Source organism: Microbispora sp. NPDC049125 (genome assembly GCF_040802045.1).
GTDB lineage: Bacteria > Actinomycetota > Actinomycetes > Streptosporangiales > Streptosporangiaceae > Microbispora.
Window position 1 is genome coordinate 1 of the sequence record NZ_JBEZDW010000034.1, and the last position, 23,599, is coordinate 23,599.

32 protein-coding genes are annotated in these 23,599 nt (G+C 72.7%); 22 read left to right on the forward strand and 10 right to left on the reverse strand.

What is annotated here, in order from left to right; genetic code table 11:
- Positions 1 to 128: 128 nt before the first annotated feature.
- Positions 129 to 857 (reverse strand): hypothetical protein, encoded by a 729-nt coding sequence (locus AB0B72_RS30475; RefSeq protein ID WP_367742651.1) that lies wholly within the window; start codon positions 855 to 857, stop codon positions 129 to 131.
- A 164-nt stretch (positions 858 to 1,021) separates the two neighbouring features.
- Here AB0B72_RS30475 and AB0B72_RS30480 point away from each other — a divergent pair, with 164 nt between their 5' ends.
- The 7 genes from AB0B72_RS30480 to AB0B72_RS30510 all read left to right on the forward strand — a co-directional run bounded on the left by AB0B72_RS30480 (position 1,022) and on the right by AB0B72_RS30510 (position 6,811).
- On the forward strand, positions 1,022 to 3,022 hold the full coding sequence (locus AB0B72_RS30480) for a sensor histidine kinase (protein WP_367742653.1): 2,001 nt from the start codon (positions 1,022 to 1,024) through the stop codon (positions 3,020 to 3,022).
- Positions 3,019 to 3,684 (forward strand): response regulator, encoded by a 666-nt coding sequence (locus tag AB0B72_RS30485; protein ID WP_367742654.1) that lies wholly within the window; start codon positions 3,019 to 3,021, stop codon positions 3,682 to 3,684. The genes AB0B72_RS30480 and AB0B72_RS30485 overlap by 4 nt, the downstream gene beginning before the upstream one ends.
- A gap of 201 nt (positions 3,685 to 3,885) precedes the next feature.
- Positions 3,886 to 4,113, forward strand: coding sequence for a DUF2945 domain-containing protein (locus AB0B72_RS30490; RefSeq protein ID WP_367742656.1), 228 nt, complete (start codon positions 3,886 to 3,888; stop codon positions 4,111 to 4,113).
- Between the two features lie 42 nt (positions 4,114 to 4,155).
- Positions 4,156 to 5,634, forward strand: coding sequence for a sensor histidine kinase (locus AB0B72_RS30495; RefSeq protein ID WP_367742658.1), 1,479 nt, complete (start codon positions 4,156 to 4,158; stop codon positions 5,632 to 5,634).
- Positions 5,635 to 5,685: 51 nt separating this feature from the next.
- Entirely contained in the window at positions 5,686 to 6,030 is a 345-nt protein-coding gene (locus tag AB0B72_RS30500) for a DUF3147 family protein (RefSeq protein WP_367742659.1), read from the forward strand.
- Positions 6,031 to 6,035: 5 nt separating this feature from the next.
- Positions 6,036 to 6,464 carry a DUF3147 family protein gene (locus tag AB0B72_RS30505; RefSeq protein ID WP_367742660.1) on the forward strand — a complete coding sequence of 143 codons (429 nt, stop codon included), beginning with the start codon at positions 6,036 to 6,038 and terminating at the stop codon, positions 6,462 to 6,464.
- On the forward strand, positions 6,452 to 6,811 hold the full coding sequence (locus AB0B72_RS30510) for a DUF488 domain-containing protein (protein ID WP_367742661.1): 360 nt from the start codon (positions 6,452 to 6,454) through the stop codon (positions 6,809 to 6,811). The genes AB0B72_RS30505 and AB0B72_RS30510 overlap by 13 nt, the downstream gene beginning before the upstream one ends.
- A gap of 23 nt (positions 6,812 to 6,834) precedes the next feature.
- Here the strand turns inward: AB0B72_RS30510 and AB0B72_RS30515 are convergent, their stop codons facing one another.
- Genes AB0B72_RS30515 through AB0B72_RS30540 form a run of 6 tightly spaced genes read right to left on the reverse strand, consistent with a single transcriptional unit; the run spans position 6,835 to position 9,279 of the window.
- Positions 6,835 to 7,410 carry an alkaline shock response membrane anchor protein AmaP gene (locus AB0B72_RS30515; protein WP_367742663.1) on the reverse strand — a complete coding sequence of 192 codons (576 nt, stop codon included), beginning with the start codon at positions 7,408 to 7,410 and terminating at the stop codon, positions 6,835 to 6,837.
- Between the two features lie 31 nt (positions 7,411 to 7,441).
- Positions 7,442 to 8,050 (reverse strand): DUF6286 domain-containing protein, encoded by a 609-nt coding sequence (locus AB0B72_RS30520; RefSeq protein ID WP_367742664.1) that lies wholly within the window; start codon positions 8,048 to 8,050, stop codon positions 7,442 to 7,444.
- Positions 8,047 to 8,361, reverse strand: a complete 315-nt coding sequence (locus AB0B72_RS30525) for an Asp23/Gls24 family envelope stress response protein (protein ID WP_367742665.1) — start codon at positions 8,359 to 8,361, stop codon at positions 8,047 to 8,049. The genes AB0B72_RS30520 and AB0B72_RS30525 overlap by 4 nt, the downstream gene beginning before the upstream one ends.
- The gene (locus AB0B72_RS30530) at positions 8,358 to 8,543 is read right to left on the reverse strand and encodes a hypothetical protein (protein WP_367742666.1); all 186 of its coding nucleotides are present in this window, start codon (positions 8,541 to 8,543) and stop codon (positions 8,358 to 8,360) included. The genes AB0B72_RS30525 and AB0B72_RS30530 overlap by 4 nt, the downstream gene beginning before the upstream one ends.
- 2 nt (positions 8,544 to 8,545) lie before the next feature.
- The gene (locus AB0B72_RS30535) at positions 8,546 to 8,860 is read right to left on the reverse strand and encodes a hypothetical protein (RefSeq protein WP_367742668.1); all 315 of its coding nucleotides are present in this window, start codon (positions 8,858 to 8,860) and stop codon (positions 8,546 to 8,548) included.
- Entirely contained in the window at positions 8,857 to 9,279 is a 423-nt protein-coding gene (locus AB0B72_RS30540) for an Asp23/Gls24 family envelope stress response protein (protein ID WP_367742785.1), read from the reverse strand. The genes AB0B72_RS30535 and AB0B72_RS30540 overlap by 4 nt, the downstream gene beginning before the upstream one ends.
- A gap of 557 nt (positions 9,280 to 9,836) precedes the next feature.
- Here AB0B72_RS30540 and AB0B72_RS30545 point away from each other — a divergent pair.
- The 14 genes from AB0B72_RS30545 to AB0B72_RS30610 all read left to right on the forward strand — a co-directional run bounded on the left by AB0B72_RS30545 (position 9,837) and on the right by AB0B72_RS30610 (position 19,499).
- Positions 9,837 to 10,385: a hypothetical protein gene (locus AB0B72_RS30545; protein WP_367742669.1), complete on the forward strand. Its 549-nt coding sequence runs from the start codon at positions 9,837 to 9,839 to the stop codon at positions 10,383 to 10,385.
- A 7-nt stretch (positions 10,386 to 10,392) separates the two neighbouring features.
- Positions 10,393 to 12,120: an SRPBCC family protein gene (locus tag AB0B72_RS30550; RefSeq protein WP_367742670.1), complete on the forward strand. Its 1,728-nt coding sequence runs from the start codon at positions 10,393 to 10,395 to the stop codon at positions 12,118 to 12,120.
- A 67-nt stretch (positions 12,121 to 12,187) separates the two neighbouring features.
- Positions 12,188 to 12,598 (forward strand): gas vesicle protein GvpJ, encoded by a 411-nt coding sequence (gene gvpJ, locus AB0B72_RS30555; protein ID WP_367742673.1) that lies wholly within the window; start codon positions 12,188 to 12,190, stop codon positions 12,596 to 12,598.
- Position 12,599: 1 nt separating this feature from the next.
- The gene (locus AB0B72_RS30560; RefSeq protein WP_367742675.1) at positions 12,600 to 13,397 is read left to right on the forward strand and encodes a GvpL/GvpF family gas vesicle protein; all 798 of its coding nucleotides are present in this window, start codon (positions 12,600 to 12,602) and stop codon (positions 13,395 to 13,397) included.
- 43 nt (positions 13,398 to 13,440) lie between these two features.
- A complete protein-coding gene (locus tag AB0B72_RS30565; protein WP_367742786.1) occupies positions 13,441 to 13,659 on the forward strand; it encodes a gas vesicle protein GvpG in 219 nt (72 codons plus the stop codon).
- 41 nt (positions 13,660 to 13,700) lie between these two features.
- Positions 13,701 to 14,072, forward strand: coding sequence for a gas vesicle protein GvpO (gene gvpO / locus AB0B72_RS30570; RefSeq protein WP_367742677.1), 372 nt, complete (start codon positions 13,701 to 13,703; stop codon positions 14,070 to 14,072).
- A gap of 53 nt (positions 14,073 to 14,125) precedes the next feature.
- Complete coding sequence (gvpJ, locus tag AB0B72_RS30575) at positions 14,126 to 14,524, forward strand: gas vesicle protein GvpJ (protein ID WP_367742787.1); 399 nt, start codon at positions 14,126 to 14,128, stop codon at positions 14,522 to 14,524.
- Positions 14,517 to 15,419 carry a GvpL/GvpF family gas vesicle protein gene (locus AB0B72_RS30580; RefSeq protein ID WP_367742679.1) on the forward strand — a complete coding sequence of 301 codons (903 nt, stop codon included), beginning with the start codon at positions 14,517 to 14,519 and terminating at the stop codon, positions 15,417 to 15,419. Before gvpJ (AB0B72_RS30575) ends, AB0B72_RS30580 begins: the two co-directional genes overlap by 8 nt.
- Positions 15,409 to 15,702, forward strand: a complete 294-nt coding sequence (locus tag AB0B72_RS30585) for a gas vesicle protein (protein ID WP_367742681.1) — start codon at positions 15,409 to 15,411, stop codon at positions 15,700 to 15,702. Before AB0B72_RS30580 ends, AB0B72_RS30585 begins: the two co-directional genes overlap by 11 nt.
- A gap of 265 nt (positions 15,703 to 15,967) precedes the next feature.
- The gene (locus AB0B72_RS30590; RefSeq protein WP_367742788.1) at positions 15,968 to 16,231 is read left to right on the forward strand and encodes a gas vesicle protein K; all 264 of its coding nucleotides are present in this window, start codon (positions 15,968 to 15,970) and stop codon (positions 16,229 to 16,231) included.
- A gap of 77 nt (positions 16,232 to 16,308) precedes the next feature.
- Positions 16,309 to 16,545: a hypothetical protein gene (locus tag AB0B72_RS30595; RefSeq protein ID WP_367742684.1), complete on the forward strand. Its 237-nt coding sequence runs from the start codon at positions 16,309 to 16,311 to the stop codon at positions 16,543 to 16,545.
- A gap of 45 nt (positions 16,546 to 16,590) precedes the next feature.
- Complete coding sequence (locus tag AB0B72_RS30600) at positions 16,591 to 17,322, forward strand: class I SAM-dependent methyltransferase (protein ID WP_367742686.1); 732 nt, start codon at positions 16,591 to 16,593, stop codon at positions 17,320 to 17,322.
- A 39-nt stretch (positions 17,323 to 17,361) separates the two neighbouring features.
- The gene (locus AB0B72_RS30605; protein ID WP_367742688.1) at positions 17,362 to 18,501 is read left to right on the forward strand and encodes an iron-containing redox enzyme family protein; all 1,140 of its coding nucleotides are present in this window, start codon (positions 17,362 to 17,364) and stop codon (positions 18,499 to 18,501) included.
- Positions 18,498 to 19,499: a glycosyltransferase gene (locus AB0B72_RS30610; RefSeq protein ID WP_367742690.1), complete on the forward strand. Its 1,002-nt coding sequence runs from the start codon at positions 18,498 to 18,500 to the stop codon at positions 19,497 to 19,499. The genes AB0B72_RS30605 and AB0B72_RS30610 overlap by 4 nt, the downstream gene beginning before the upstream one ends.
- On the opposite strand, the gene AB0B72_RS30615 is transcribed toward AB0B72_RS30610, so the two are convergent.
- Positions 19,448 to 19,687, reverse strand: a complete 240-nt coding sequence (locus AB0B72_RS30615; protein ID WP_367742692.1) for a CDGSH iron-sulfur domain-containing protein — start codon at positions 19,685 to 19,687, stop codon at positions 19,448 to 19,450. The genes AB0B72_RS30610 and AB0B72_RS30615 overlap by 52 nt on opposite strands.
- Positions 19,688 to 19,794: 107 nt before the next feature.
- On the opposite strand from AB0B72_RS30615, the gene AB0B72_RS30620 reads away from it, so the two are divergent.
- Positions 19,795 to 20,946, forward strand: a complete 1,152-nt coding sequence (locus tag AB0B72_RS30620; protein ID WP_367742694.1) for a hypothetical protein — start codon at positions 19,795 to 19,797, stop codon at positions 20,944 to 20,946.
- A gap of 909 nt (positions 20,947 to 21,855) precedes the next feature.
- Here AB0B72_RS30620 and AB0B72_RS30625 read toward each other — a convergent pair.
- Both AB0B72_RS30625 and AB0B72_RS30630 read right to left on the reverse strand, forming a co-directional pair.
- Positions 21,856 to 22,605, reverse strand: coding sequence for a hypothetical protein (locus AB0B72_RS30625; RefSeq protein WP_367742696.1), 750 nt, complete (start codon positions 22,603 to 22,605; stop codon positions 21,856 to 21,858).
- Positions 22,605 to 23,585, reverse strand: coding sequence for an AAA family ATPase (locus tag AB0B72_RS30630; RefSeq protein ID WP_367742697.1), 981 nt, complete (start codon positions 23,583 to 23,585; stop codon positions 22,605 to 22,607). The genes AB0B72_RS30625 and AB0B72_RS30630 overlap by 1 nt, the downstream gene beginning before the upstream one ends.
- Positions 23,586 to 23,599 lie beyond the last annotated feature (14 nt).

Below are 23,599 nucleotides of genomic sequence, written 5' to 3' on the forward strand. Positions count from 1 at the left end.
TCTTCCCCAACACCCCGTATTTCGCTCCGGGGACCACCCCGTCCTCTGCTGCCTTTCCCAATAACCGCCGGGGCGCGCCGGGCGAAGCCGGCCGCGCGCCGGCGGCACACGTTTCCGGATCAGATGAGTCAGGCCCTGCCGCCCGGGGGCAGATCGAACTCGTCGTCGCGCATGCGCAGGAGGGCGACGCCGGCGCCGGCCATGCCGACCGCACCGACCGCCAGGCCCGCGGCGCTGCCGATGTGGCCGGGGATGAACGGGTGCGTCGGCCCGGCGACCATGAGCGCGATGCCCATCCAGGCGGGGGCGACACGGCTGCGCCACAGAGCCGCTCCGGCAAGTGCCAGACCCACCGTGAGCCCCAGGATCCACAGGCCCGACGCGACGGCCACGACCGGATTCGCCCACAGGGCCTGGTCGAGCGCGGTCACCACGCCTCGGTCGAGGCCGTCCCGCAGGGTGACCAGCGCGAGAAGGTGGTCGTTCGGCAACAGAGCCGAGGCGAGGAACCCTGTGATCGCAACTAGGGCGCCGGCCGTCGCGAGGCGGGGAGCGCCACGCCTGCCCACCCATGCCACCGTGCACGTGGCCGGGACGAGTGTGACGGTGAACACGGCCCCCACCCACTGGAGCGCCCCCACCATCCCCGGCGCGGCGGCGACACCGTTCAGCGTTCCGGCGAAGTCGCCGTCGCCGAGGTCCGGAAACAGCAGCTGGTAGAGCGACTGGGCCAGCAGGGGCAGCGGCGTGATCACCGCCAGCAGGAACCGCCAGAAGGTGCGGACGTCTCGCAGTGGCCTGCCGGTCGCCGGCGCCGCGGCCCGGCCCATCGTTTCTGTACGGGACTCGTGTTCCATGGATCGATCCTCCGATGGCTGCGATCGTGTTCTCGATCAGACAGTGAGCCGCCGGAGGTCCCGCCATCGTGGGTGCGGGCTCCCATCTGTTCCCGGGCGCCCTCTCCAGGGATGGGAGTCCGCCCCTATGGTCGCGGGAGTCACGGAGCCGGATGATGGTGCGCATGTCAGCCAGGCGAGCAGGGCCGATCGCGATACTCGCGATCACGATCATGGTGATCGCGGCGGCATGGGTGTCATGGTTCGCCGGCGGCTACGGCCTGCGTGACGCGGCCGAGACGTACCTGTCGACCAACACGGCGATGGCCGTGACGTTCATCGCGTTCGGCGCGCTCGTGCTGGCGCATCGGCCACGGCACCGCATCGGACTGCTGTTCGTCGCGTTCGGCGCCTGCTACGCGGCGAGCGTGGCGTGCCTGGGCCTGCTGTCGGGCGTGATCTCTCTGTCACCGGGGTGGGAGCGCCTGATCGACGTGCTCGGCATCACCGTATGGATTCCCGCCCCGGCGGTCTGCCTGCCGTTGATCCTGCAACTCTTCCCCGACGGAACACCGCTGTCCTCCCGATGGCGACCGCTCGCGGGCATCACCGTGGCCCTGCTCCTGCTCACTCCCACCTTGACGTTGCAGCCGGGAGCGATCGACCGTGAGCCGATCGCCGATCGCAGCCCCCTGCTGCCCGAAGCGGCCGGACGCGTCGTGGGCGCGATCGTCCCGGTGGCCGTCGCCGCCGTCGGGCTCGTGCTGGTCGCCTCCGTCCTCGTGTTGTGGCTGCGGGTCCGGCGTTCTGGCGGCGTGCAACGCCTCCAGCTGATGTGGGTGCTGTGGGCGGCGGCCGTCTTCCTCCTCCTCAACGTGCAGCGCGTCGTGACCGCCGACGGTCCGATCATGTTCCTGCTGACTCTGCCGCTGATCCCCGCGGCCGCCACGATCGCGATCGTGCGTCACCAGCTCTACGACATCCGGCTCGTCGTCAACCGTTCCATCGTCTACGGGGTGCTCACACTCGGCGTGATCGGCGCTTACCTCGGCATCGTCGCGGGCCTGGGCGCGCTGGCCCGTGAGCAGCTGGAGGCCAGTCCCCTGGTCGCGACCGGCGTGGTGGCGCTCGCCTTCGCACCCGCCCGCGCCGCGGTCCAGTCGTGCGTGGACCGGCTCATGTACGGCCAGCGCCACGATCCGGCGGCGGCGGCCGCCCGCGTCGGAGTGAGGCTCGGCGCCGGGCTGGACGGCGTGCTCCGCGCGGTGTGCGAGGCGTTGCGCCTGCCGTACGCCGCGGTCAGCGCCGACGGCCTGCTCGTCGCGACGTACGGCGAGGCACCCGACGGCCGGCTCATCCCGGCGTACGGCGAGGCACCCGACGGCACGTACACGGTGGCGCTGGAGATCGCCGACGGCACGCCCGCCGACCTGCTGGTGGGGCCGCGCACAGGCGAGTCCCGGCTGTCGGCGGCCGACCGGCGGGCGCTCGATCTGCTCGCCGCACCCATCGGAGTGGCTCTTCAGGCGGTCCGCCTGTCGGACCAGCTGCGCGAGTCACGTGCTCGCATCGTCGCCGCCCGAGAGGAGGAGCGCCGCCGGTTGCGCCGCGACCTGCACGATGGTCTCGGCAGCGCGCTGACCGCCGTAACCCTCAAGGCCGACGCGGCGCACAACCTGAAGATGGTCGACCCGGACCGCTCTGGGCAGTTGCTGCTCGACCTGCGCGCCGACCTGACCGCCGCCATCGCCGACATCCGCCGCCTCGTCTACGACCTGCGCCCGCCGGACCTCGACGAGCTCGGCTTGCTCGGCGCTCTGCGGCAGCACGCGGAACAATCCTGGCGCCGCGATGACTCCTCCTTCGTCGTCACCGTCGACTCCCCCGACGGCCTCCCCGTGCTCCCGGCCGCCGTCGAGGTCGCGGCGTACCGCATCGCCACGGAGGCCGTCACCAACGCCCTGCGCCACGGGAGTGCGGGCTCGTGCGTCATCTCACTGCGCGCCGATCACGCCCTGCACCTGGAGGTGCGCGACGACGGCGGAACCCGCGCCCCGGCATGGCAGCACGGTGTCGGCCTGCGCTCCATGCACGAACGCGCCGCCGAGCTGGGGGGCGTCCTGACCGCGGGGCCCACCGACAGCGGCGGCCACGTCCATGCCCTCCTGCCGCTGGAGCGATCATGACCTCCGAGACCCCGATCCGTGTTGTCGTCGTCGACGACCACCCGATGATGCGTGAAGGCATGCGTGCCCTCGTCGCCTCCCTGCCCGACATCGAGATCGTCGGCGAGGCCGGAGACGGCGAGGCCGCACGGCGGGAAGCACAACTCGCTCACCCCGACGTCATCGTGATGGACCTCCACATGCCGGGAGTCAACGGGGTCGAGGCGACCCGGTCGATTCTGCGGGCCGCGCCGGCCACCCGGATCCTCGTCCTGACCATGTTCGAGGACGACGAGTCCGTCTTCGCCGCGATGCGCGCCGGCGCCTGCGGCTACCTCGTCAAGGGCGCCCAGCAGGACGAGATCGTCAGGGCGATCCGCTCCGTCGCCGCCGGTCACGCCATCTTCGGGCCGACCGTGGCACGACGGATCATCGGTTTCTTCGCCGGAGGCGACCGGAGCACGTCGGCCTCGGCCCCTTTCCCCGAGCTGACCGGCCGGGAGCGTGAGGTCCTCGACCTCATCGCCGGCGGCCACTCCAACGCGGTGATCGGCCGGCGCCTGGTCATCAGCCCCAAGACCGTGAGTAACCACATCTCCGCGATCTTCGCCAAACTTCAGGTCGCCGACCGCGCCGAGGCGATCGTGCGCGCCCGCCAGGCCGGGCTCGGCCGGCGGCCGTGACGCTCCTCCCCCGACCACGTCCCCTGACCGTGCTCCAGGCGAGCGCTCCGATCGGAATCGCGGCAGTCCGTCATCGTGGGCTCGGGACATGGGGGCGGCGAGCCCGACCGTGTTTACGACACGGCATACCCAAGCCGACCTCTTCCCCAATAGGCGATATATACCGGATTGTCGCTTTCGAGTCCAGGGTATGGACGTCTCATGACCGATAAACACCAGCAGGACGAGCCGGCCGTGGGTGACAGGGTGACCTGGAAGAGCCACGGCTCCACCACCTCCGGCACGGTGAAGAAGAAAATCACGGAGAGGACCGAGGAAGCCGGCCGGAGCGTCGCCGCCTCCCCCGAGGAGCCGCAGTTCCTGGTCGAGAGCGAAAAGAGCGGCAAGACGGCCGTGCACAAACCCTCCGCCCTGCGTCACAAGGACTGACCGGAAGCGCCGGGAAGCCGGGGTTGGGGGGACGACAAGTCGATGAGCGAGGGACGGGGACTCTCGGTCACCACCCGCATCACCGTTCTGACCGGCGTGGTCGGGGCGCTGCTTTGCGTGCTCCTGGGCGTGGTGCTGATGACGGCCATCAACCGCCTCGCCAACGCCTACCTCACCGACGAGGTCAAGGGAGGCGCCGGCCGGGTCTCCAGGGAGATGGAGCTCGGCGCGCTCACCGACCCGATCGCCCCGGGCCCGATCCGCTACATCCAGGTCGTGGACGAGGCGGGGCGCGTCTTCGCCTCCACCCCCGAGCTCCGGGGCAGGCCGCCGATGGCCCGGTTCACGCCGCCCGACGACAATGACACCGCCCAGACCGTCATCTGCGGCGGCGTCTTCGCGAAGGGCGAATGCGCGATCGTGGTGGCGCAGTGGGCGCACCGGGCGGGCCGTTCGTGGATCGTGTACAGCGCGGCGCCGCGGTTCAAGCCGTGGGTGCATCCGGTGTTCGCCGTGCTGCTCCCGACGGCGACCGCGCTGCTGGCCGGAACCATCATCTACCTGGGGCGCCGGATCGCCACCGTGTCGATGAGGCCGGTGAGGGAGATCAGGGCCGAGCTGGACGAGATCAACGCGACGTGCCCGGGGCGGCGCGTGCCCGTCCCTCCCGGCGACGACGACATCCACGCCCTGGCGGAGAGCGTCAACCACACCCTGGGCCGGCTGCAGACCGCGATGGAGCAGCAGCGCCAGTTCGCCTCGGACGCCTCGCACGACCTGCGCAGCCCGATCACCGCGATGCGGGCCGAGGTGGAGGACGCCCTGCTCGCGCCCGACAAGACCGACGTGAAGAGCGTCGCCGGCGCCATGCTCCGCAGCCTGGACCGCCTTCAGGCGATCGTGTGCGACCTGCTGACCATCGCCCGCCTCGACGCGGCCATGCCCGGGGAGCGCGATCCCGTGGACCTCGCCGAACTGGTCACCGCGGAGCTCAAGATCCACCAGCACAGGACCAAGCGGATCGAGTGCCACCTCCAGGCCGGCGTGGTGGTGTTCGGCGACTGGCTGCGGCTCGGGCGGCTGTTCACGAACCTGCTCGACAACGCCGAGCGGCACGCGGAAAGCGCGATCGCGATCACCGTACGGCACGACTCGCGGGGGCCGTGCGACCCCGAGCGGTTCCCGGACGGCGCGGCCGTGATGGAAGTGCTGGACGACGGCGCCGGCATCCCCCCGGACAAGCGCGAGCTGGTGTTCCAGCGGTTCGCCCGCCTGGACTCGGCCCGCGCCCGGGACACCGGCGGCACCGGGCTGGGGCTGCCCATCGCCCGGCAGATCGCGGAGTCGTGCGGCGGCACGTTGCGCATCGAGGACAGCGACAAGGGGGCTCGCTTCGTCCTGTGCCTGCCCGCCGCCGCCGGCCCGCCGCTCCACGGCGCCTCCGCCACTCCCCCGGCCGCCAAGTGCGGCGCCGCGGAAGCCGGCGGCCGGGCCCAGGTCCCGCCGGTGGCCGGCGCCTGACCCGTTCGCGTCGCGCGTACGGAGCGGCGGGAGAGGAGAGGAGGAACGGCGATGGGCGGGACGATGGTCCAGATCGCGCTCAAGGCGGTCGCGGGAGGGCTGTTCGTGCTCCTCTTCGCCGCCCTCGCGGAGATGCTGGCGCCCAAGAGGCTGGCGGGAGTGCTCTCGGCCGCGCCGTCGGTGGCGCTCGGAAGCCTCCTCGTGACGGCGCTCGTCAGCGGGGAGCCCGGGATGCGGGCCGCCGCCGAGGGGATGCTGGCGGGGGCCGTGGCATTCACGGCGTACTGCCTGGTGGCGGCGCCCCTCCTGGAACCGTGGGGCACCTGGCGCGCCACCTTCACGGCCCTGGCGGTGTGGCTGCTCGTCGCGGCTGCGTGCTTCCTGGCGGTCCGGTGATGGGCATGGGGATCCGGCTGCGGCCGGGGGAGCTGACCCGCACCAGGCCACGAGACTGGCTGATCCGATTCGTGTTCGGCGCCGGGGTCTCGGCGTTCGCCGGAACGGTCACCGCGATCGCCGGGCCGCGAGCCGGCGGGGTGTTCCTGGCCTTTCCCGCGATCCTGCTCGCGTCGCTGACGCTGGTCGCGAGGGAGGAGGGCCTGCGCCAGGCGAGTGACGAGGCCCGTGGCGCGACGTTCGGGACCATCGGCCTCGCCGGGTTCGCCGTGACCGCCGCGGCCCTCGCCGGCCCCTGGGCTCCAGCGGCCGCGTTGTGCGCCGCCGCGGTGGCGTGGGCCGTGCTGGCCTTCGGATCCTTCCTGCTGGGCACGCGAACGCGCCCCCATGGCGCCGACGGCCACAAGACGGGAGTGGGCACATGCGAGCGGTAGTCCGACGGGTCTACGAGGACCCTTCGCCTGAGGACGGCACACGGGTGCTGGTCGACCGGATGTGGCCGCGCGGCCTCACCCGGGAGGCGGCGCATCTGGACGAGTGGATCAAGGATGTGGCGCCTTCGGCGGCGCTGCGCACGTGGTACGGCCACGTGCCGGAGCGGTTGGAGGAGTTCCGCCACCGCTACCTGGCCGAGCTGGCCGACCCCACGCGGCGCGAGGCCCTCGCCGAGCTTCGCCGCCTGCAGGACGCCGGGCCGATGACCCTGCTCACCGCGACCAGGGACGTCACACTCAGCCACGCGACCCTGCTCGCCGACATCCTGTCCGAACCGCCACCCTGAACCGGGCCGTGATCGCGCCGATGTCAGTGCACGATGCGCGTGTGCCTGCCTGGCCGGACCAGGCTCAACCGGACCAGTGCCGGCAGACGGCGCAGACCGAGCGTCGAGCGCAGGGCGGGCACCGCCTCGTCGTGAAGCCGGGTCACCAGCGCGCTCAGGTCGGCCGGCTCGCCGGCCGCCACGCCGAGATCCAGCCTGGGGTGATCCGACGACCCACGGAGGACGGCACGGGCGCGGCGCACATCGGGATACTCGCCGATCTGCGCGGCCACCGCGTCGCTCGCCGGTCGCGCGTCGACCTCGGTGATCCCCGACATGCCGGACTGCAGCCGCAGCCGCCGCACGCGGCCGATCCGCATCTGCGCGAGAAGCCATGCCAGCCCGAGCAGACCGAGCACGATCCCGAGACCGGCCATGGCCGGCCAGAACCAGGCGCGGCCCGCCGCGAGGCCGGAGCCGGCCTCGATCAACGGCCGGCGCGCCGCGGAGGCCCCGAAAGCGCCCAGCCCCCGGGCGAGCGCCAGCAGCCCGCCCGCGAGCAGGGCCAGCCCGAGCAGGAAAAGCCCGATCCGGTTGACTCCGGCCATCCGACGGCCCATGACCGTCCTCCTCTCGACTGGCGGCACCGGCTCAGGACGGCCCGTGCACCCGGACGCGTACGGAGATGGGGTGGGCGGGCGCCAGCCTGGCCAGCTCCTCACCCACCGCCTCGTGCACGCGCTCGGTCAACGCGGGCGTGTCGCGCAGGTCGGTCCTCACCATGACGTCCGTCTTCCAGCCGTACACCCGGGCGTGGGCTCTGCGCACGCCGTCGACGCGGGACGCCGCGGCCGACAGCGTGCCCGCGAGCGTACGGCGCGGCACCCCCACCACCAGGTCGGGGTCGCCGGTGCGCAGCGCGATCAGCCGGCCCCGCCCGGGAACCACCGCGATCAGCAGCAGCACCAGCCCGGCCAGCGCGACCGCGGTCGCGATGGCCACCGCCCGGCCGTCGTCCCATGTCGTGGTGCGGGCCCAATCGGTCGCCCGGTCGTACGGCACGAGCCGCATGGGACGTTTGAGCAGGGCGGACACCACGTGAGCCGCGGTCAGCACGCCCACCGCGAGCAGCGCGAGGGACGCGATCGTCGCGGGGATCGAACGGGTGGGCCGGAAGGCCCGCACCGCGCCTCTCCCCCCGGCCCGGGGCATGGGGACGAAGAACCCCCCGCCGTCGGACGGGGCCCGCTCCGCCGTCATGATCTCTCCTCCGCCCTCCGCTGCGCGGGGACCAGCCGGACGACCTCGATGTCGACGTTCTCGATCGTGATGCCGGTCAGGTCGCGCACCCGGCTCCGTACGTGCTCGCGCAGCTCCGACGCCAGCTCGGGCACCGGCGCCGGGTAGCGGACGGCGAGATCGAGGTGGACGGCGGCGACGCAGCCGCTCACCGAGCCTGACGCGTGCGGGCGGCCGGCGACCCGGTCGTCCTCCGCCGCGGCCTGCTCGGTGATCTTGATGAAGGCCCGGTCGGAGACGATCGTGTCACCGCGCCCGGAAGTCGTGTTCACTGGCGTCTCGGGTGAAGCGTCGGCATGCGGACGCCGCCTTCCATGACCAGCCCGACGAAGAAGCCGACGACGCCGAGGACCAGGACGATGAGGAAGGCGTTGAGACCGCCGAACGCCCCCACCACTCCCAGCACCGTGCCGAACGCGAGCCCTGCCAGAGCCCATACGGGAAACTCGCCCATGATCAATTGCCCCTTCCGGTGTCGTCGCCGGTGATGACGTCGGCGATGGTCACGTCCACTCTTCTGCCGCCCGCGAGATCCCCGATCGCCTCGCGCACCTCGGCCGCCACCTCCGGCAGCGGCCTGCCGTACCGTGCGACGACGTGGACCTCGATCTGGTCGTCACGCAGCGCCACGCCCGGGACCAGGTCGCCGGGCAGGTAGGTCGCCACCGTGCCGAACGGCCCGCCGGACAGGCGGGCGACGTCCGGGCACGACAGCACGCGCTCAGCGACGCGCCGGGCGGGCGCCTCGCTTTTCGCGTCCGCCACGCTCATTGGACCCTCGGCTCCCCGTAGGCGCCCTCCGGCGTCTCCTGCTTCGGCAGGTGCACGTCGTCGACGGCGATGTTGACCTCGGTGACCTCGAGCCCGCACATGTGCTCCACGGCGTCGATCACGTTGCGCCGGACCGACTCCGCCAGGTCGGGAATGGCCGCGCCGTACTCGACGATGAGGTCGATGTCGACGGCGGCCTGCCGCTCGCCGACCTCCACCGACATACCGCGGGTGACGCCGTCCTCCGCGCCGAGCCTGCCCTTGATGGCGCCGAGCGCCCGGGCCGTGCCCGTCCCGAAGTCGTACACGCCCTTGATCTCACGGGCGGCCATCCCGGAGATCTTGGCGACCACCTCGCCCGCGATGGTGGTACGCCCGTGCTCGGTCCTCAGGTGCGATTCGCCACGGTCGCGAGTCATGACCTGCTGAGTGCCCGACTGAGTGCCCGTCGCCGGGGCGCCGCGCACGTCCCCCTGGGCGGTCGCGCGGCCGGTGGCCGGCATGTTGGTCTCCGTCATGTGATTCCCCCGCTTCGACCCTCCGGCTTACGAGGCCTTTTGCCATTCACGCCGGTAATACCCGGTTTGCGTAGAGTAATCAGGTGAGGTAGGGCGAGGTTGTGTCAGCGGAAACCCCCTAAACAACCAAGGCCGCTTCGGAAGAGTCGATCGTCCCCATGGGGATCGCCGCCCGACGGTCCGCCACCCGGGACCGCTCCGGGACAGCCGGGAGGTCGCTCCGCCCGGATGGCATGACTGATCGTTCCTGAGGCGCACCGGCTTGGTCCGCCCCCCAGTGACTGGTGCGTCTAATCGCGGCTTAGCCTGCGTCAAATCTGTCCGTTATGTACAGATGTGAGTTTTTGTGTCCACCTCTCGGGCATGCCTCGGTCGATCGGGAGCGCGACGCCGCACCACGAGACGGGCCTCAGGCCGGACCGACGCTTCCAGGGCACTCAGGCGAGGAGGGGCGATCGATGAAGGACACCGTGAAGCTGGCCCTGGCTGTCATCGCAGGCTATTACCTCGGGCGCCACCACAAGCTTCGCTTCGCGTTCGCGCTGGCACTGGCCATCCTGTCCGGGCGGCTCAAGGGGGAAGGGGCCCTCGGCGGCCTCCTCGAACAGGGGACCAAGATCCTTGGCAGCTCGCCCGAGGTGGGGAAGATCACCGAGCGCGTGCGCGGCGACCTGCTCGACATCGGCAAGGCCGCGGCCATGCGGGCCACCAGCCGCCAGATCGACTCTCTCAGCGACAAGCTCCACGAGCGGGCGGAGTCGCTGCGCACTCCCAAGGGCCGCGGCCGCCCCGAAACCGCGGAGGAGGAGCCCGAAGCGGGCCGGCGCAGGCCCGCCCGGACCGCCACGCGACGCCCCCCGGAGCCCGAGCCCGAGGAGGACTTCGAGGACGAGGAGGCCTACGACGAGGAAGAGCCGTACGAGGAGGAAGAGGAGCCGGAGCCCGAGGAGCGCCCCCGGCCCCGAGCGCAGCGTCCCACCCGGCCGGTGACCCGGACCCGGAGGTGAGCCAGGCATGTCGGAGCAACTCAGAGACACGCCGCCGCGTACGGCGACGGACGAGCTTCCCACACACAGGCTTGGTGTGGAGTTCCAGAACCTCGCGACGGCGGTGACCGAGCGCGCCCTGTCGTCGGTGACGAACAAGATCGACGGTCTCGCCGGCCGTCTGACGGACTACGTCGAGCACGGCGGCCCGGGCCTGCTCGGCGCCGTGACCGGGAAGGCGGCCGGGGGCAACGGATCCCGGCTGCTGGGCGCGGTGACGAGCCGGTTGACGGGCGGTTCCGGCGGCTCCGGGCTGCTGGGCTCCCTGGCGCAGAAGCTGGGCGGCGGCGAGGGCGCCTCAGGCCTGCTCGGCGCGCTGACCGGCGGCGACGGAGGGGGGAGCCACCCCATGCGCGCCGCCGCCTTCGCGTTCGCGAAGGAGAAGATCAAGGGCATCTTCGGCGGAGGCGGCAAGGGCGGCAAGGGGGGCAAGGGCGGCAAGCTCAAGGTCGTCAACATCGTCGAGTCCCTCGACATCGGCGCCCCGGTCCGCGTTGTCTACAACCAGTGGACCCAGTTCGAGGACTGGCCCAGCTTCATGAAGAAGGTCAAGACCGTCGAGCAGAAGGCCGACGAGAAGGTCGGCTGGAAGGCGCAGGTGTTCTGGTCCCACCGCACCTGGGAGTCGACGATCATCGAGCAGGTGCCGGACAGCAAGATCATTTGGCGTTCACAGGGACCGAAGGGCCATGTGGACGGCGCGGTGACGTTCCACGAGGTCACCCCCGACATGACGCGCGTCCTGCTGGTGCTGGAGTACCACCCACAGGGGCTTTTCGAGCGCACCGGCAACCTGTGGCGCGCACAGGGCCGGCGGGCGCGGCTGGAGTTCAAGCACTTCCGGCGGCACGTGATGACGAACGTACTGCTGCATCCCGACGAGCTCGAGGGGTGGCGCGGAGAGATCCACGACAGCCAGGTCACCAAGGATCAGGAGACCGCCCTGCGCGAGGAGCGGGAGCGCGAGGAGCGCGAGGGCGGACGCGAGCCCGAGGAAGGCGTCGAGGAAGCTCCCGAAGAGGGGTTCGAGGAGGGCGCCGAGGAAGCCCCAGAAGAAGCCCCCGAAGAAGAGGCCGGTGAAGAGGAGGCCGCCGAGGGCGCGGAGGCTCCCGAGGACACCGAGGAGCTCGAAGAGGGCGAAGACTTCGAGGAGGAGCCGTACGAGGAGGAGCCCGAGGAGGGCGAGGAGGAGGCCGAGGAGGAGCCCGCGTACGCGGGGGCCGGAGCCCGGAGGCCGGCGGGAGCCGCGGGCGGCGCGGCGCGAGCGCGAGCCGAGCGGGGAACCGGGCGGCGCGCCGCCGAGTCCACGGCGCGCACCGGCACCCCCTCCGCCCGCGCGGCCACCGGCACATCCACCGGCCGCGCGTCCACCGGCACCGCGCGCGCCGGACGCGGCACCGCCGAAGGCGCCGGAACCACCGGACGCACCGGCCGGACCGGCCGGACCGGCGGCGCGGCCACCGCGACGGGCGGGCGCGCCGGGCCGGGAGCCGAGCCCGCGGCCCGCCGGGCCCCGGCGACCCGCGCGCGACGCCCCGGCGCGGAGGCCGAAGGCGAGGGCGGCGGCGAGCAGGCGGCCAGGGGTGGCCGCGGCGACGAGGCCGACGAGGCGCCGCGGCGCCCGGTCCGCCGCCGCGCGCCTCAGGGAGAAGCCGGACGACCAGCCGGCCGCAGGGGCGGCGCCCAGGACGAGTGATCCCGGACGACCGGCGACACCCTGACGACCGGCGACATCCGCGAGAGCACACGAGGAGGCGGAACGTATGACCGTAGCGGTTCCACCGGCGGGTGGCGGGGGGCTACCCGGCCGCTCATCCGGATCGGGCCTGGCCGACGTCATCGACACGATCCTGGACAAGGGTCTGGTCATCGACGCCTACGTCCGGGTTTCGCTCGTCGGCATCGAGGTTCTCACCATCGACGCGCGTGTCGTCGTGGCGAGCGTGGACACCTATCTGCGCTTCGCCGAGGCCGTCAACCGGCTGGATCTCACGCAGACCCAGGACACCCTGCCCGAGTTCATCGGCGGCATCACGCAGGGAGTCGCCCACAACAAGTCCAAGGGCGTGGCGAAGGGCGTGCTGGAGGCGGCCGGGGAGAAGCTGCAGGATCTCATGTCCGGCTACGCCGAGGAACCCGCGCCGCGTTCCCGTCGACGGCGAGAGGGGAGCTGACATGTCGAGTCCCACCAAGGCGTCAGGAGCGGCCGGCTCCGCTCCCGCCCCCGATGACCGGCGCGCCGTCGCCTGCTACGTGTACGGCATCGTGCCGGAGGACGTGGAGATCAGCGCGGACGCCGTGGGCGTGGGCGACCCGCCGGGGCGCATCCAGCTCGTACGGCACGGCGAGGTGGCGGCGCTGGTCAGCGACGTGAACGTGGACCGGCCGCTCGGCCGCGCGCAGGATCTCGTCGCCCATGAGCTGCTGCTCGACGAGGCCGCGGCCGAGGTGCCCGTGCTGCCCCTGCGCTTCGGGGCGGTGCTGACCACCCCCGAGGCGGTCGTCGAGGAGCTGCTTGCGCCCCACCACGACCAGTTCGCCGCCGCGCTCAAGGAGATCGACGGCCGCGCCCAGTTCGTCCTCAAGGCGAGGTACGCCGAACGCCCCGTGCTGACCGAGGTGCTGAACGAGAGCCAGGAGGCCAGACGGCTGCGCGACCGCATACGCAGCCTCCCGGAGGACGCGACGCGCAACGAGCGCATCCGGCTGGGTGAGGTGATCACGCAGGTGATCGCCGCCAAGCGGGAAGCCGACACGCAGGCCGTGGTCGACCGCTTCGGCGACTGCACGGTGGCCGCCACCGTCCGGGAGCCGAGTCACGAGCGGGACGCCGCCCACATCGCGTTCCTGGTCGAGAACGAGCGGCAGGCCGACTTCGAGGAGGCCATCGAGGAGTTGCGCGACGACTGGGGCGACCGGGTCGAGGTGCGGATGCTCGGTCCGATGGCACCGTACGACTTCGTCGTCACCTGACCGTGAACACGGGGCTGATCGTGAGGAGGATCTCGTGGGACTGATGGGCCTGCTCTTCGGCTGGCCGCTCGCCCCGGTACGCGTCGTCATGCGGCTGGGAGAGCTGATCCAGGAGCAGGTGGAGCATGAGCTGAGGGACCCCGCCGCCGTCCGGCGCCGGCTGGAGGCCATCGAGGAGGCGAGACGCTCCGGGCAGATCACCGAGGAGGAGGAGGCCCAAGCGGTCGAGGAGGTCCTCCGGACGATGACGGGCACGCGATGACGGGCACGCGATGACGGGCACGCGGAGAGGGTGATGGACTGGTGCCTCCCAGGCGACGGGCCCGCTACGAGGACGAGCCGTTCACCGGCACGGCCTCGCCCGAGGTGGTGATCGAGGAGGATGAGCGCCGCTCCCCCCGGCGGCGCGTCCTCACCGCGGCGACCGCGGGCCGGGCGGGGCTGCGGCACATCGCGGACATGACCGCGAAGGAGCCCGAGGCCGTCACGCTCGTGCAGCCGGTCGAGAACGGCTGGGTGGTGGACGTGGAGGTGGTCGAGGACCACCGGATCCCCTCGTCGAGCGACATCATCGCGCTCTACGAGGCGGAGATGGACGACGAGGGGACCCTGCTGTCCTACCGCCGCACCCGGCGCTACCGCCGTGGGGCGGGCGACTGTGGTGACGGCCGATGACCGATCCCCGGTCGCGCCCCGTCCTGCGCGAGTCGTACGCGCCTCCTGCGAGCATGGGCAGGGAGTCGGCGAACCTCGGCGACATCCTGGAGCGCGTGCTCGACCGGGGCATCGTCATCGCCGGCGACATCCGGGTGAACCTGCTCGACATCGAGCTGTTGACGATCAAACTGCGGCTGGTGATCGCCTCGGTGGACACGGCGCGGGAGCTCGGCATCGACTGGTGGGAGCACGACCCCTGGCTGAGCGGGAAGGACCACCGGCTGCGGGAGGAGAACCGCCGGCTGCGCGAGCGGCTGGCCGCCGTGGAGGAACGCCTGGCGCTCGACCAGCCGTCCGGCGACGTCGACGACGCCTACGACGAGGCGTACGACGAGGCGTACGAGCCCGTCGAGGAGCCCGCCGAGACACGGCCGCGCGGACCGGGACGACGAGGTGGCCGGGATGACTGACACCGGCGTCTACCTGTACGCCGTGACCCCCGAGCCGGCCGGGCCGCGGCTCGAAGAGCTGCGTGGCGTGCTGGGCGGGCCGGTGCGCCCGATCGCGAGGGGCGGGCTTGTCGCGTACGTGAGCGACGTTCCTCTCGACCAGTTCGGCGAGGAGCCGTTGCGGCGGCTGCTTGAGGACCTGGACTGGGTGGAGGGGGTGGCGCGGGCCCACCACCGCGTCGTCGAGGCCCTCGCGGACGACGGCCCGGCCGCCCCCGTCCGGCTGGTGACCGTCTACAGCGGGGAGGACCAGATCCTCGACCTGCTCGACAGGCGGCACGACGACTTCGCCGCGGTCCTGGCACGCGTCGCCGGGCGGCGCGAGTGGGGGGTCAAGGCGTACGTCAGCCGCGCGGCGAGAGGAGAGGGGCCGGCCGCCACCACCGGCGCGGCCCAGCCTGGCGGCCCGGCCACCGCGGGCACAGGGCGCGCGGGCGGCCCGGTGCCGTCGAGTACGGGCGGCGCGGGGCCGGTCACGGCGGCTCCAGGCGGCGGCGCGGCAGGCGGCCCGGGCACCGCGTACCTCAAACGGCGCAAGGCGAGCCTGCGAAGCCGGGAGGACCTTTGGCGTGCCGCCGTCGAGCAGGCCGAGCGCCTGCACTCCGCGCTGGGGGGCATCGCCGTGGCCAGCAGGCGCCACCGTCCACAGGATCCCCAGCTTTCCGGCAGGAGCGACCTCATGGTGCTGAACGGCGCCTACCTGGTCGAGCCCGGCCGCGACCGTGAGTTCGCCGCCGCTCTCGGCGCCTTCCGGGCCGAGGGGATGGACGTGCAGCTCACCGGCCCCTGGGCGCCCTATTCGTTCACCTCCCTGGAGCTCGGCACGACCGGTCCGGAGGCGCGCGATGACCGTTGAGCACCGGAGAGGCGCGGGGCCGGCCGCGCAGGGCCGCCTGCCGCCCGAGCGGGTGGCGCTCGTCGACCTGCTCGACCGGCTGCTCGCGGGCGGCGTCGTCGTGACCGGCGAGCTCGTGCTGTCGATCGCCGACATCGAGCTCGTCCGCATCTCCCTGCGGGCGCTGCTCGCCTCCGTACGTGAGGGCGACGACACGGGGGCCGGCGCCATGGACGACTACCACCGGGCGGCGGGCGCCGTACGAGACGGGACGGAGGGTGACGATGAGCCGTCCTGGCGCTGACCACGCCGAGCGCGCCCGGCATGCACCTGGCGAGGCTGCCGGCCGTGTTGAGCCTGTCGAGCCTGTCGAGCCTGTCGAGCCTGTCGAGCCTGTCGAGGCTGTCGAGGCTGTCGAGGCTGTCGAGGCTGTCGAGGCTGCTGAGCCTGCTGAAGCTTCCGGCCGGCGTGAGTCTCTTGGCCGGGCCGAGCGTGCTCGGTTCGAGGAGTTCGAGCGGCCCCTCGCCGCCGGTCCCGGCCGGGATCCGGCGAGGTCCGGTACGTGGCGGCTGAACACCGACCCCGAGGCCGTGCAACGCGACCTGAGCCGCCTGGTCCTCACGCTCGTCGAGCTCGTACGCCAGCTCGTGGAGCGCCAGTGCATCCGGCGGATGGACCAGGGCGACCTGTCCGACGAGCAGGTCGAGACGCTCGGCCTCACGCTGATGCGCCTGGAGGAGGCGATGACCGAGCTGTGCGACCGCTTCGGTCTCACCCCCGCCGACCTCAACCTCGATCTCGGCCCGCTCGGGACCCTGCTGCCCACCGACTGACGCGGCGGCCGCCCGGCGCACAGGTGTGTACGGGGAGATGTGAGGGGTACGGCGAAATCAATCGTTAAGGGGGCTTCATGGCACTGGTCGGACGAGACGATGTCCGTACGCTCCTGGAATCGCCCGCGCCGGACGCGACGATGGTGCTCGTCGAGGGGCGATGCCAGGTTGTGCCTGGCGGCGAGGCCGACGGTCTCGTCATCACCAGCAGGCGCGATCTGGAGGAGCAGATCGCCGCCGAGGATCTGGACGACCGGCGGCTCGACGAGCTGGCCGACCGGCTCGACACCGTCGTCCGCGATCTCGGCGCCTGACTTGACGCAGGCGGTCGTGCAGAGGGGCCTGCGAGGGGGAGGCACATGACCGGGGACTTCGACGCGTCCGCGTACGGCCGGGGGATCGCCGACGTCTACGACTCCACCGTGGAGCACCTGCCCATCGAGCCCCCGGTGGACCGGATCGAGAAGCTCGCCGAGGGCGGGCCGGTCCTTGAGTTCGGCATCGGCACCGGCAGGCTGGCCCTTCCGCTGGCCGCCCGTGGCCTCGCCGTCGCCGGGATCGACGGCTCACCGGACATGGTGGAGGCGCTGCGCGCCAAGCCCGGCGGCGACCGCATCCCGGTGGCTGAGGGCGACTTCTCCGAGATCCGGGTCGAGGGCACCTTCGCCCTGGTCCTGCTGGCCATCAACACGATCTTCGCGCTTCCCTCCCAGGACGCCCAGGTCCGGTGCTTCCGCAACGCGGCGGCGCACCTGCGGCCCGGCGGCCGGTTCGTGGTGGAGGCGTGGGTCCCCGACGTCGGGGCGTTCCGCGACCGGTCGGCGCTGCGGTTGCTGACGCTCGGCGACGACGCCGTGGTCGTCGAGGCCGCCCGGCTGTCACCCGCCGGCCAGATGATGCACACGACCAAGGTGCGTCTGACGTCCGACGGCGTCCGGCTGTTCCCGGCCAACCACCGGTACGCCTGGCCGTCGGAGATGGACCTGATGGCCCGGCTGTCGGGGATGGAGCTGGAGCACCGGTGGTCGGACTGGTCCGGCGCCCCGTTCACCGACGACAGCCGGGCCCACATCTCGGTCTACCGCATGTGACCGCCGCCTGACCCTGGAGAGTTTCCGATGCCGATGCCGATGCCCGCGCCGAGAGGCCCGATCACCGCCTGGTTGCTCCGGGAACTGAAGCAGCCGCCCCACCCGCTCGGTCCGCCGCCGTTCACCCCGGACGACCGCCGGCTGACCGACACGCGGCCGGGCCACTCCCGGCTGGACGTTCACGAGCTGCACCTCTCCGGGCTGGACGTGGCCGAGCTGGGCAATCCAGGGCTTGCCGAAGCCGAGCTGGACGACTCATGTCCGGACGACTCACAGCTCGACGACGAGGACCTGCAACTCGCCCTGTTCGCCTGCTACGAGCTGCACTACCAGGGCCTCGACGGCGTGGACGACCGCTGGGAGTGGAGCCCCTGGCTGCTCGGCCTCCGCGGACGTCTGGAGGAGCGGCTGGAGCGCGCCCTGGCCAGGGCCGTGCCCCGGCCGCCCGCCCCAGAGCCTCGTGACATGCACCGGGCGCTGGCCGATCTGGTCGCCTCCTACGACGGAGGGCCGTCGCTTTCGGCCTTCCTCCGGGGCAAGGCCGACCTCGGCCGGTTCCGCGAGTTCGTGGTGCACCGGTCGATCTACCACCTCAAGGAGGCCGACCCCCACACGTGGGCGATCCCGCGCCTGCTCGGCCGCCCGAAGGCCGCGCTCGTGGAGATCCAGGCCGACGAGTACGGGGGAGGCCGTCCCGGGCGCATGCATTCCGAGCTCTTCGCGGCCACGATGCGCGGCCTGGACCTGGACGACGCCTACGGAGGGTACGTGGACAGCGTGCCGGCGATCACGCTCGCGGTCAGCAACACCATGTCGCTTTTCGGGCTGCACCGGCGCCACCGGGGCGCGCTCGTGGGGCACCTGGCGGCGTTCGAGATGACCTCGTCGCAACCGAACCGCCGGTACAGCCAGGGCCTGCGCCGCCTGGGCGGCGACGCGGCCTCCCGCCGTTACTACGACGAGCACGTACAGGCGGACGCCGTACACGAGCAGATCGCCGCCCACGACATGTGCGGCGGGCTCGCGGCCGAGGCCCCGCATCTGGCCGGCGACATCATGTACGGCGCCGGGTGCGCGCTCACCCTCGACCGGCTCTTCGCTGAGCACGTGCTCGGACGGTGGAGGAAGGGGGCGTCGTCGCTCCGGGACGCAGGCGTCGCGGCGGCGACGGTGCCGTGAGCCGCGTCGACTACGTGCTGCCGCTGCGCTGGGAGGACGACACCGGTCTGGAGGAGCTGACCGCGTACCTGCGGATGATCGCCCAGCACGCGCGCGTCATCGTCGTGGACGGCTCGCCGGCTCGCCTCTTCGCGCGCCACGCCGGCCACTGGGCCGGGCTGGTCACGCATCTGGCGCCGGACGAGGACCTGGCCGTCGCCAACGGCAAGGTCGCCGGCGTCCTCACCGGGATGCGCAGGGCCACCGCCGACGACGTGGTCATCGCTGACGACGACGTCCGCTATGACCCTGACGGGCTGGCCCGGGTGATCGCTCTGTTGCGGCGGGCCGACCTCGTCCGGCCGCAGAACTACTTCGACCCGCTCCCCTGGCACGCCCGGTGGGACACGGCGCGCACCCTGCTCAACCGCAGCGTCGGCGCGGACTACCCGGGGACCTTCGGCATCCGGCGGGACATCTTCGAGAAGATGGGCGGCTACGACGGCGACGTGCTGTTCGAGAACCTGGAGCTCATCCGCACCGTCCGGGCGTACGGCGGGCGCGAGAACCGCCCCCTCGACCTCTACGTGCGGCGCCTTCCTCCCGGGGCGGACCGCTTCTGGTCACAGCGCGTACGGCAGGCCTACGACGACCTGGCACAGCCCGCCCGGATGGCCGCGTTCCTCGCCGTCCTTCCCGGTCTCGGTACGGCGCTGCTCCGGCGGCGCCTCGGAGCGGTGGCGATGGGCGCGGGCCTGACGGTCGCCCTGGCCGAGGCCGGCCGCCGTCGTGCGGGCGGACGCCGGGTTTTCCCCTTCATGGCGGCGCTGTTCGCCCCGATATGGGTCCTGGAGCGGGCGACGTGCAGCTGGGTCGCGCTGACCGCGCGGCTGGCGCTCGGCGGCGTGCCGTACGCGGGGAGGCGGCTGCGCGTGGCCGCCCACCCGGTCCGGCTGCTGCGGCGCCGTCAGGCCGGCGGCTCCGGCTCGCTCGCCGCGCGGAACCCGGCCGGCTTGTGAGACCCGTCGCAGAACGGCTTGGTGGACGACCGCCCGCAGCGGCACAGCGCCACCGTCGCCCTGCCCGGGTCTATGCGGCGCCCATCCTGGGTCATGAGCGTGAACGGCCCTCGCACCAGCAGAGGGCCGTCCTCGCATGGCGTCACCGTGACCCCGTCATCCGGCTCTTGTCTCATGTGCACCGGCATGCCCGGAATGTCCGCTAGGTAACGAGCCGGGTCAGTCCGTACGGGCACAGCGGCTGGAGGGGCTGAAGACCCAGCAGCCCGATCGGTCACCCGCCGGATGCCCCTGCTTGATCGGCACGGCGAACACGCCCGGAGCGCTCGTGGCCGGCGCCACCTTCGTCGAAGGCGGCGCGAACACCCAGCTCGGCGTGGCGAGCGGGCTCTCCATGAGCGCGGCGGCGCGCGCGCCGTGCCGGACGCCGACCGTACGGCCCCGCCATGGTGCGAGACTCCAGCACCCGGGCCCGCCGCTCTCGCAGGAGTGGGGGTACCGGGCGGCGAACGGCGGCAGTGGCAGCGAGTCCGCGATCCCGGGCGGCGGAGAGATCCGAGCGACCGGCGGTGCGATCGGCGGCGGCGCCTCACCCGGCGGTGTGAGGCCGGTCGTCACGGTGGGCGTGGGGCTCACTGTCGCGCTCACGCTCGCCGACGGCGTCGGCGTCAGGGTCGGCGTCAGGGCCGGTGTGGGTGTCGCGGGTGGGGACGGCGGCTTCGCCGTGACGCTCGGCTTGGGCGCCGGCGGCTTGACGGTCGGCCTGTGCGTGGGAGGCGGCGGCCGGTGGGTCGCAGAGTGCGTGGGAGTGGGCTTCGGCGAAGGCTTACTGGGGCTCGGGCTGGCACTGGGCTTCGGGCTGGGGCTGGGGCTCACGCTCCGGCTCGGCGAGGCGCTGGGCGACGTGCTGGAGGAGGGGCTCGGCGTCGGCGGCACGCTGACCGTCGGGCGCCCGCTCGGCGTCGCGGTGGGAGTGGAGCCGCCGGTCGGTGTGGGGGTGGCCCTCGGCGTCGCGGTGGCCGTCGCTGTGGCCGTCGCTGTGGCCGTCGCGGTGCCGCTGGCGGTCGGCGTCGCGGTGCGAGTCACCGTAGGGCTCGCGGTGGGAGTCCCTGTGACCGTTGCCGTCGGAGTGATGGTCACGGTCGCCGTCGCCGTGGGAGAGGACGGAGGGCTGACCGTCGCCGTTGGAGTCGCCGCGGTCGGGGTCACTGTCGTGGGAGGGATCGGGGCGCCGGGCCTGCGCCTGTCCCTCCGGGTGGGCGTCGGCGTAACGGTCACGGTGACGGTGACCGTGGGGGTCGCCGACGGGCTCGCCGACCCCGTCGGGACCGCCGTGCCGGTCGGCGTGCTCGTCGGAGGCGTCGAGGAGGGCCGCGGCGCGGTGGAGCGGGTGTGGCGAGGATACGGCGGCTGCGGGGCGATGATCCCCGGGCTTCGACTCGGATGAGGCGCCGGGTCCGCCGCCGTGGGGGACGGAACCGGCGTAGTGGACGAAGGGCGCTGCGGGGTCGACGGAGCGGTCGACGTGGGGGCCGAGGCGTGCGGCGTGGTGGGCTCAGTGGAGCTGGGCGCGGGGTCCGGGCCGCCACTGGACGTGGGGTCCGGGGTGCCGCTGGGTGCGGGGTCCGCGCTGCCGCTGGACGAGGGGCCGGGCTGTTCGTCCCGGGTGGGCTGTGTCTCGGGCAGGCTCCGGCGAGGGTGCTCGTCCCGGCTCGGGGTGGGCTGGGGCGCGGTCTCCTGCTGCCGGGGGGCCTCCGGCCGGTGGCGTGACCTCCTGGTGTGCTCCGGCTCAGGCGCCTGTCTCGTATGGGTCGGCTCCACGGCAGGGACCCCGTTCACGGCGCCGCCGTCCCCGTCACCGCTGCCCGCACCATTACTCGTGCCACCGCCTCCACCCCCGCCGGCGCCCTCGGAACCCCCGCCGTCCGAATCGGCGCCGTCAGAGTCGCCACCATCGGAGCCGCCACCATCGGAAGCGGCACCATCGGAAGCGGCACCGTTGGACCCGCCACTGTCGGAGCCGCCTCCATCGGAGTCGGCGCCATCCGAGGCGCCGTTCGCCGCGGAATCGTCAGAGGACTCGCCGGAGGTGTCGTCAGAGGCGGTGTCGGCGGCGGTGTCGGCGGCGGTGTCGTCAGAGTCGGCGGCGGGTTCTTCGGCCGACTCCGCGGCGGCCGGATCGGCCGCTTCGGGGGCGACACCGTCCACCGGCGGCGAACCAGGATCCGCGACGGCGGCCCAGGGCTGGGCGACTATGGCGCCGGTCGTCGCGGAGACCGCGGCCAGGAGGAGGCCGGAGACCAGGGTTGCGCGCCGGGAGGACATGCGTGATGTCATGGAGGGGCTCTTCCTCGATCTATGGGGTGGGCCGGGGACCGATGAGCGACTTCCAGCCCGCCGCGGCGAACTCGGGCGTGCCGGGGAGGGCGGCGGCGGGCACCGCGGGGGGCGTCGGGTCGGGGATGTTCACCCAGTCGCCCTTGTTCGTGCCACGCATATTGGGAGCCCACGCCATCAGCAGGCTCATGGCGTACGGGCTGGAGTAGACAGGGCCGGAGTCTCCAGCGCCCTTGGTCGCCGTGACCTGGACCAGCACAGACACCTGGATCTGGTCCTCTGCACGGCTTTTCCACTGGACACCGATCGTCTGTGTCCGAAGGGCCGCGCCGTCAGGCAGATCGCCGTCGGCGGGGAGCCCGAGTGTCTCGCGCCAGCCGCGTACGGCCGCGCGGGCGCCGTCACGAGCCGCCTCCCGCTGGTCCGGCGGCGCGTAGAGCACGGCGGCCTGCTCGGCCTGTCCGGCGTCCAGCGTCCAGGCCGCCTCCAAGGCGGCCGCCGCCGCCGACACCGCCCCCAGCTCGGTGCGGGGGAAGCCGACCGGATACCCCCCCTCGCCGTCGTGGCCGGATGGCGCCGCCAGCGCGACGACCGGCGTGGAAGGGACGACGACGGGTTCCGGCTCCGCCTTCCGGGTCTGCAGCACGATGACCGCCGCGGCGACCACGGTGATCGCCGCGACGACGATCAGCAGCACGTGGCGTGAATCCCACCGCTGCGGAGGGCTCAGGTCCCAGTCGAGCGACGGGTCCGGGATGATCGCCGGCACTAGTTCCCCCGGTCTGGGCGCTGCCCGAACGCCTGCCCGGCCGCGGCGGCCAGGCGCAGGTACGCGCCCCGGGTGGTGGGCCGGAGGCGGGCCAGGTCGACCTCCGCGCCTTCCTTGAGGTGCGGGTCGAACGGCACCCGGACCACCGCGCGGCAGCGGTTGGAGAAGTGCCGCTCCAGCAGGTCGACGTCGACGTGCGACTTGGGCTCGACCGCGTTGAGCACGACGATGGCGTTTCTCACGAGTGCGCCGTGGCCGTGGGCGGTGAGCCAGTCGAGCGTCGCGGCCGCGGAACTCGCGCCGTCGACCGCGACGAGCGTGACCAGCACGATCTGGTCGGCGAGCTCCAGCGTCGCACCCATCGCGCCGTGGAGGAGCCCGGTGCCGCAGTCGGTGATGCAGATCGAGTAGTACCGCTCGATCAGCCCGGCGACCGTCCGGTAGTCCTCCGCGTTGAAGGCCTCGCTGACCGCGGGGTCGGTGTCGGAGGCCAGCACTTCGAGCCTGGCCGGAGACTGCGAGGTGAACGCCCGCGCGTCCGCGTACCGGACGATGTGCGGGGCCTCGGCCAGCAGCGTACGGATCGTCGCGGCCGTCTCCGCCTTGACCTTGATGCCGAGCGTCCCGCGATCCGGGTTCGCGTCGATGGCGATCACCCGGTCGCCGCGCAGGGAGGCGAGCGTGTTGCCGAGCGCGGCGGTCGTGGTGGTCTTCCCCACGCCCCCCTTGAGACTCATGACCGCGATCCTGTGGTGGCCGCTGGCGACGGGCGTCTGCGCGTGGGCGATCAGCGTGCGCCGCTCCAGCTCGGCCGCCGACTCCGCGGGGATGACCCGGCCGCCGGAGACCTGGTAGACCAGCCTCCGCCATCCTCCGGTCGGCTCGGGTCGCCGGTTGGTGAGCAGGTGTTCCGCCGTGAGTGGCACCGTCTCCGGGTACTGCTCGGCGGGAACGGGCACGGGGGTGTGGGTCTCAGTCATGACCGGGTCCTTTC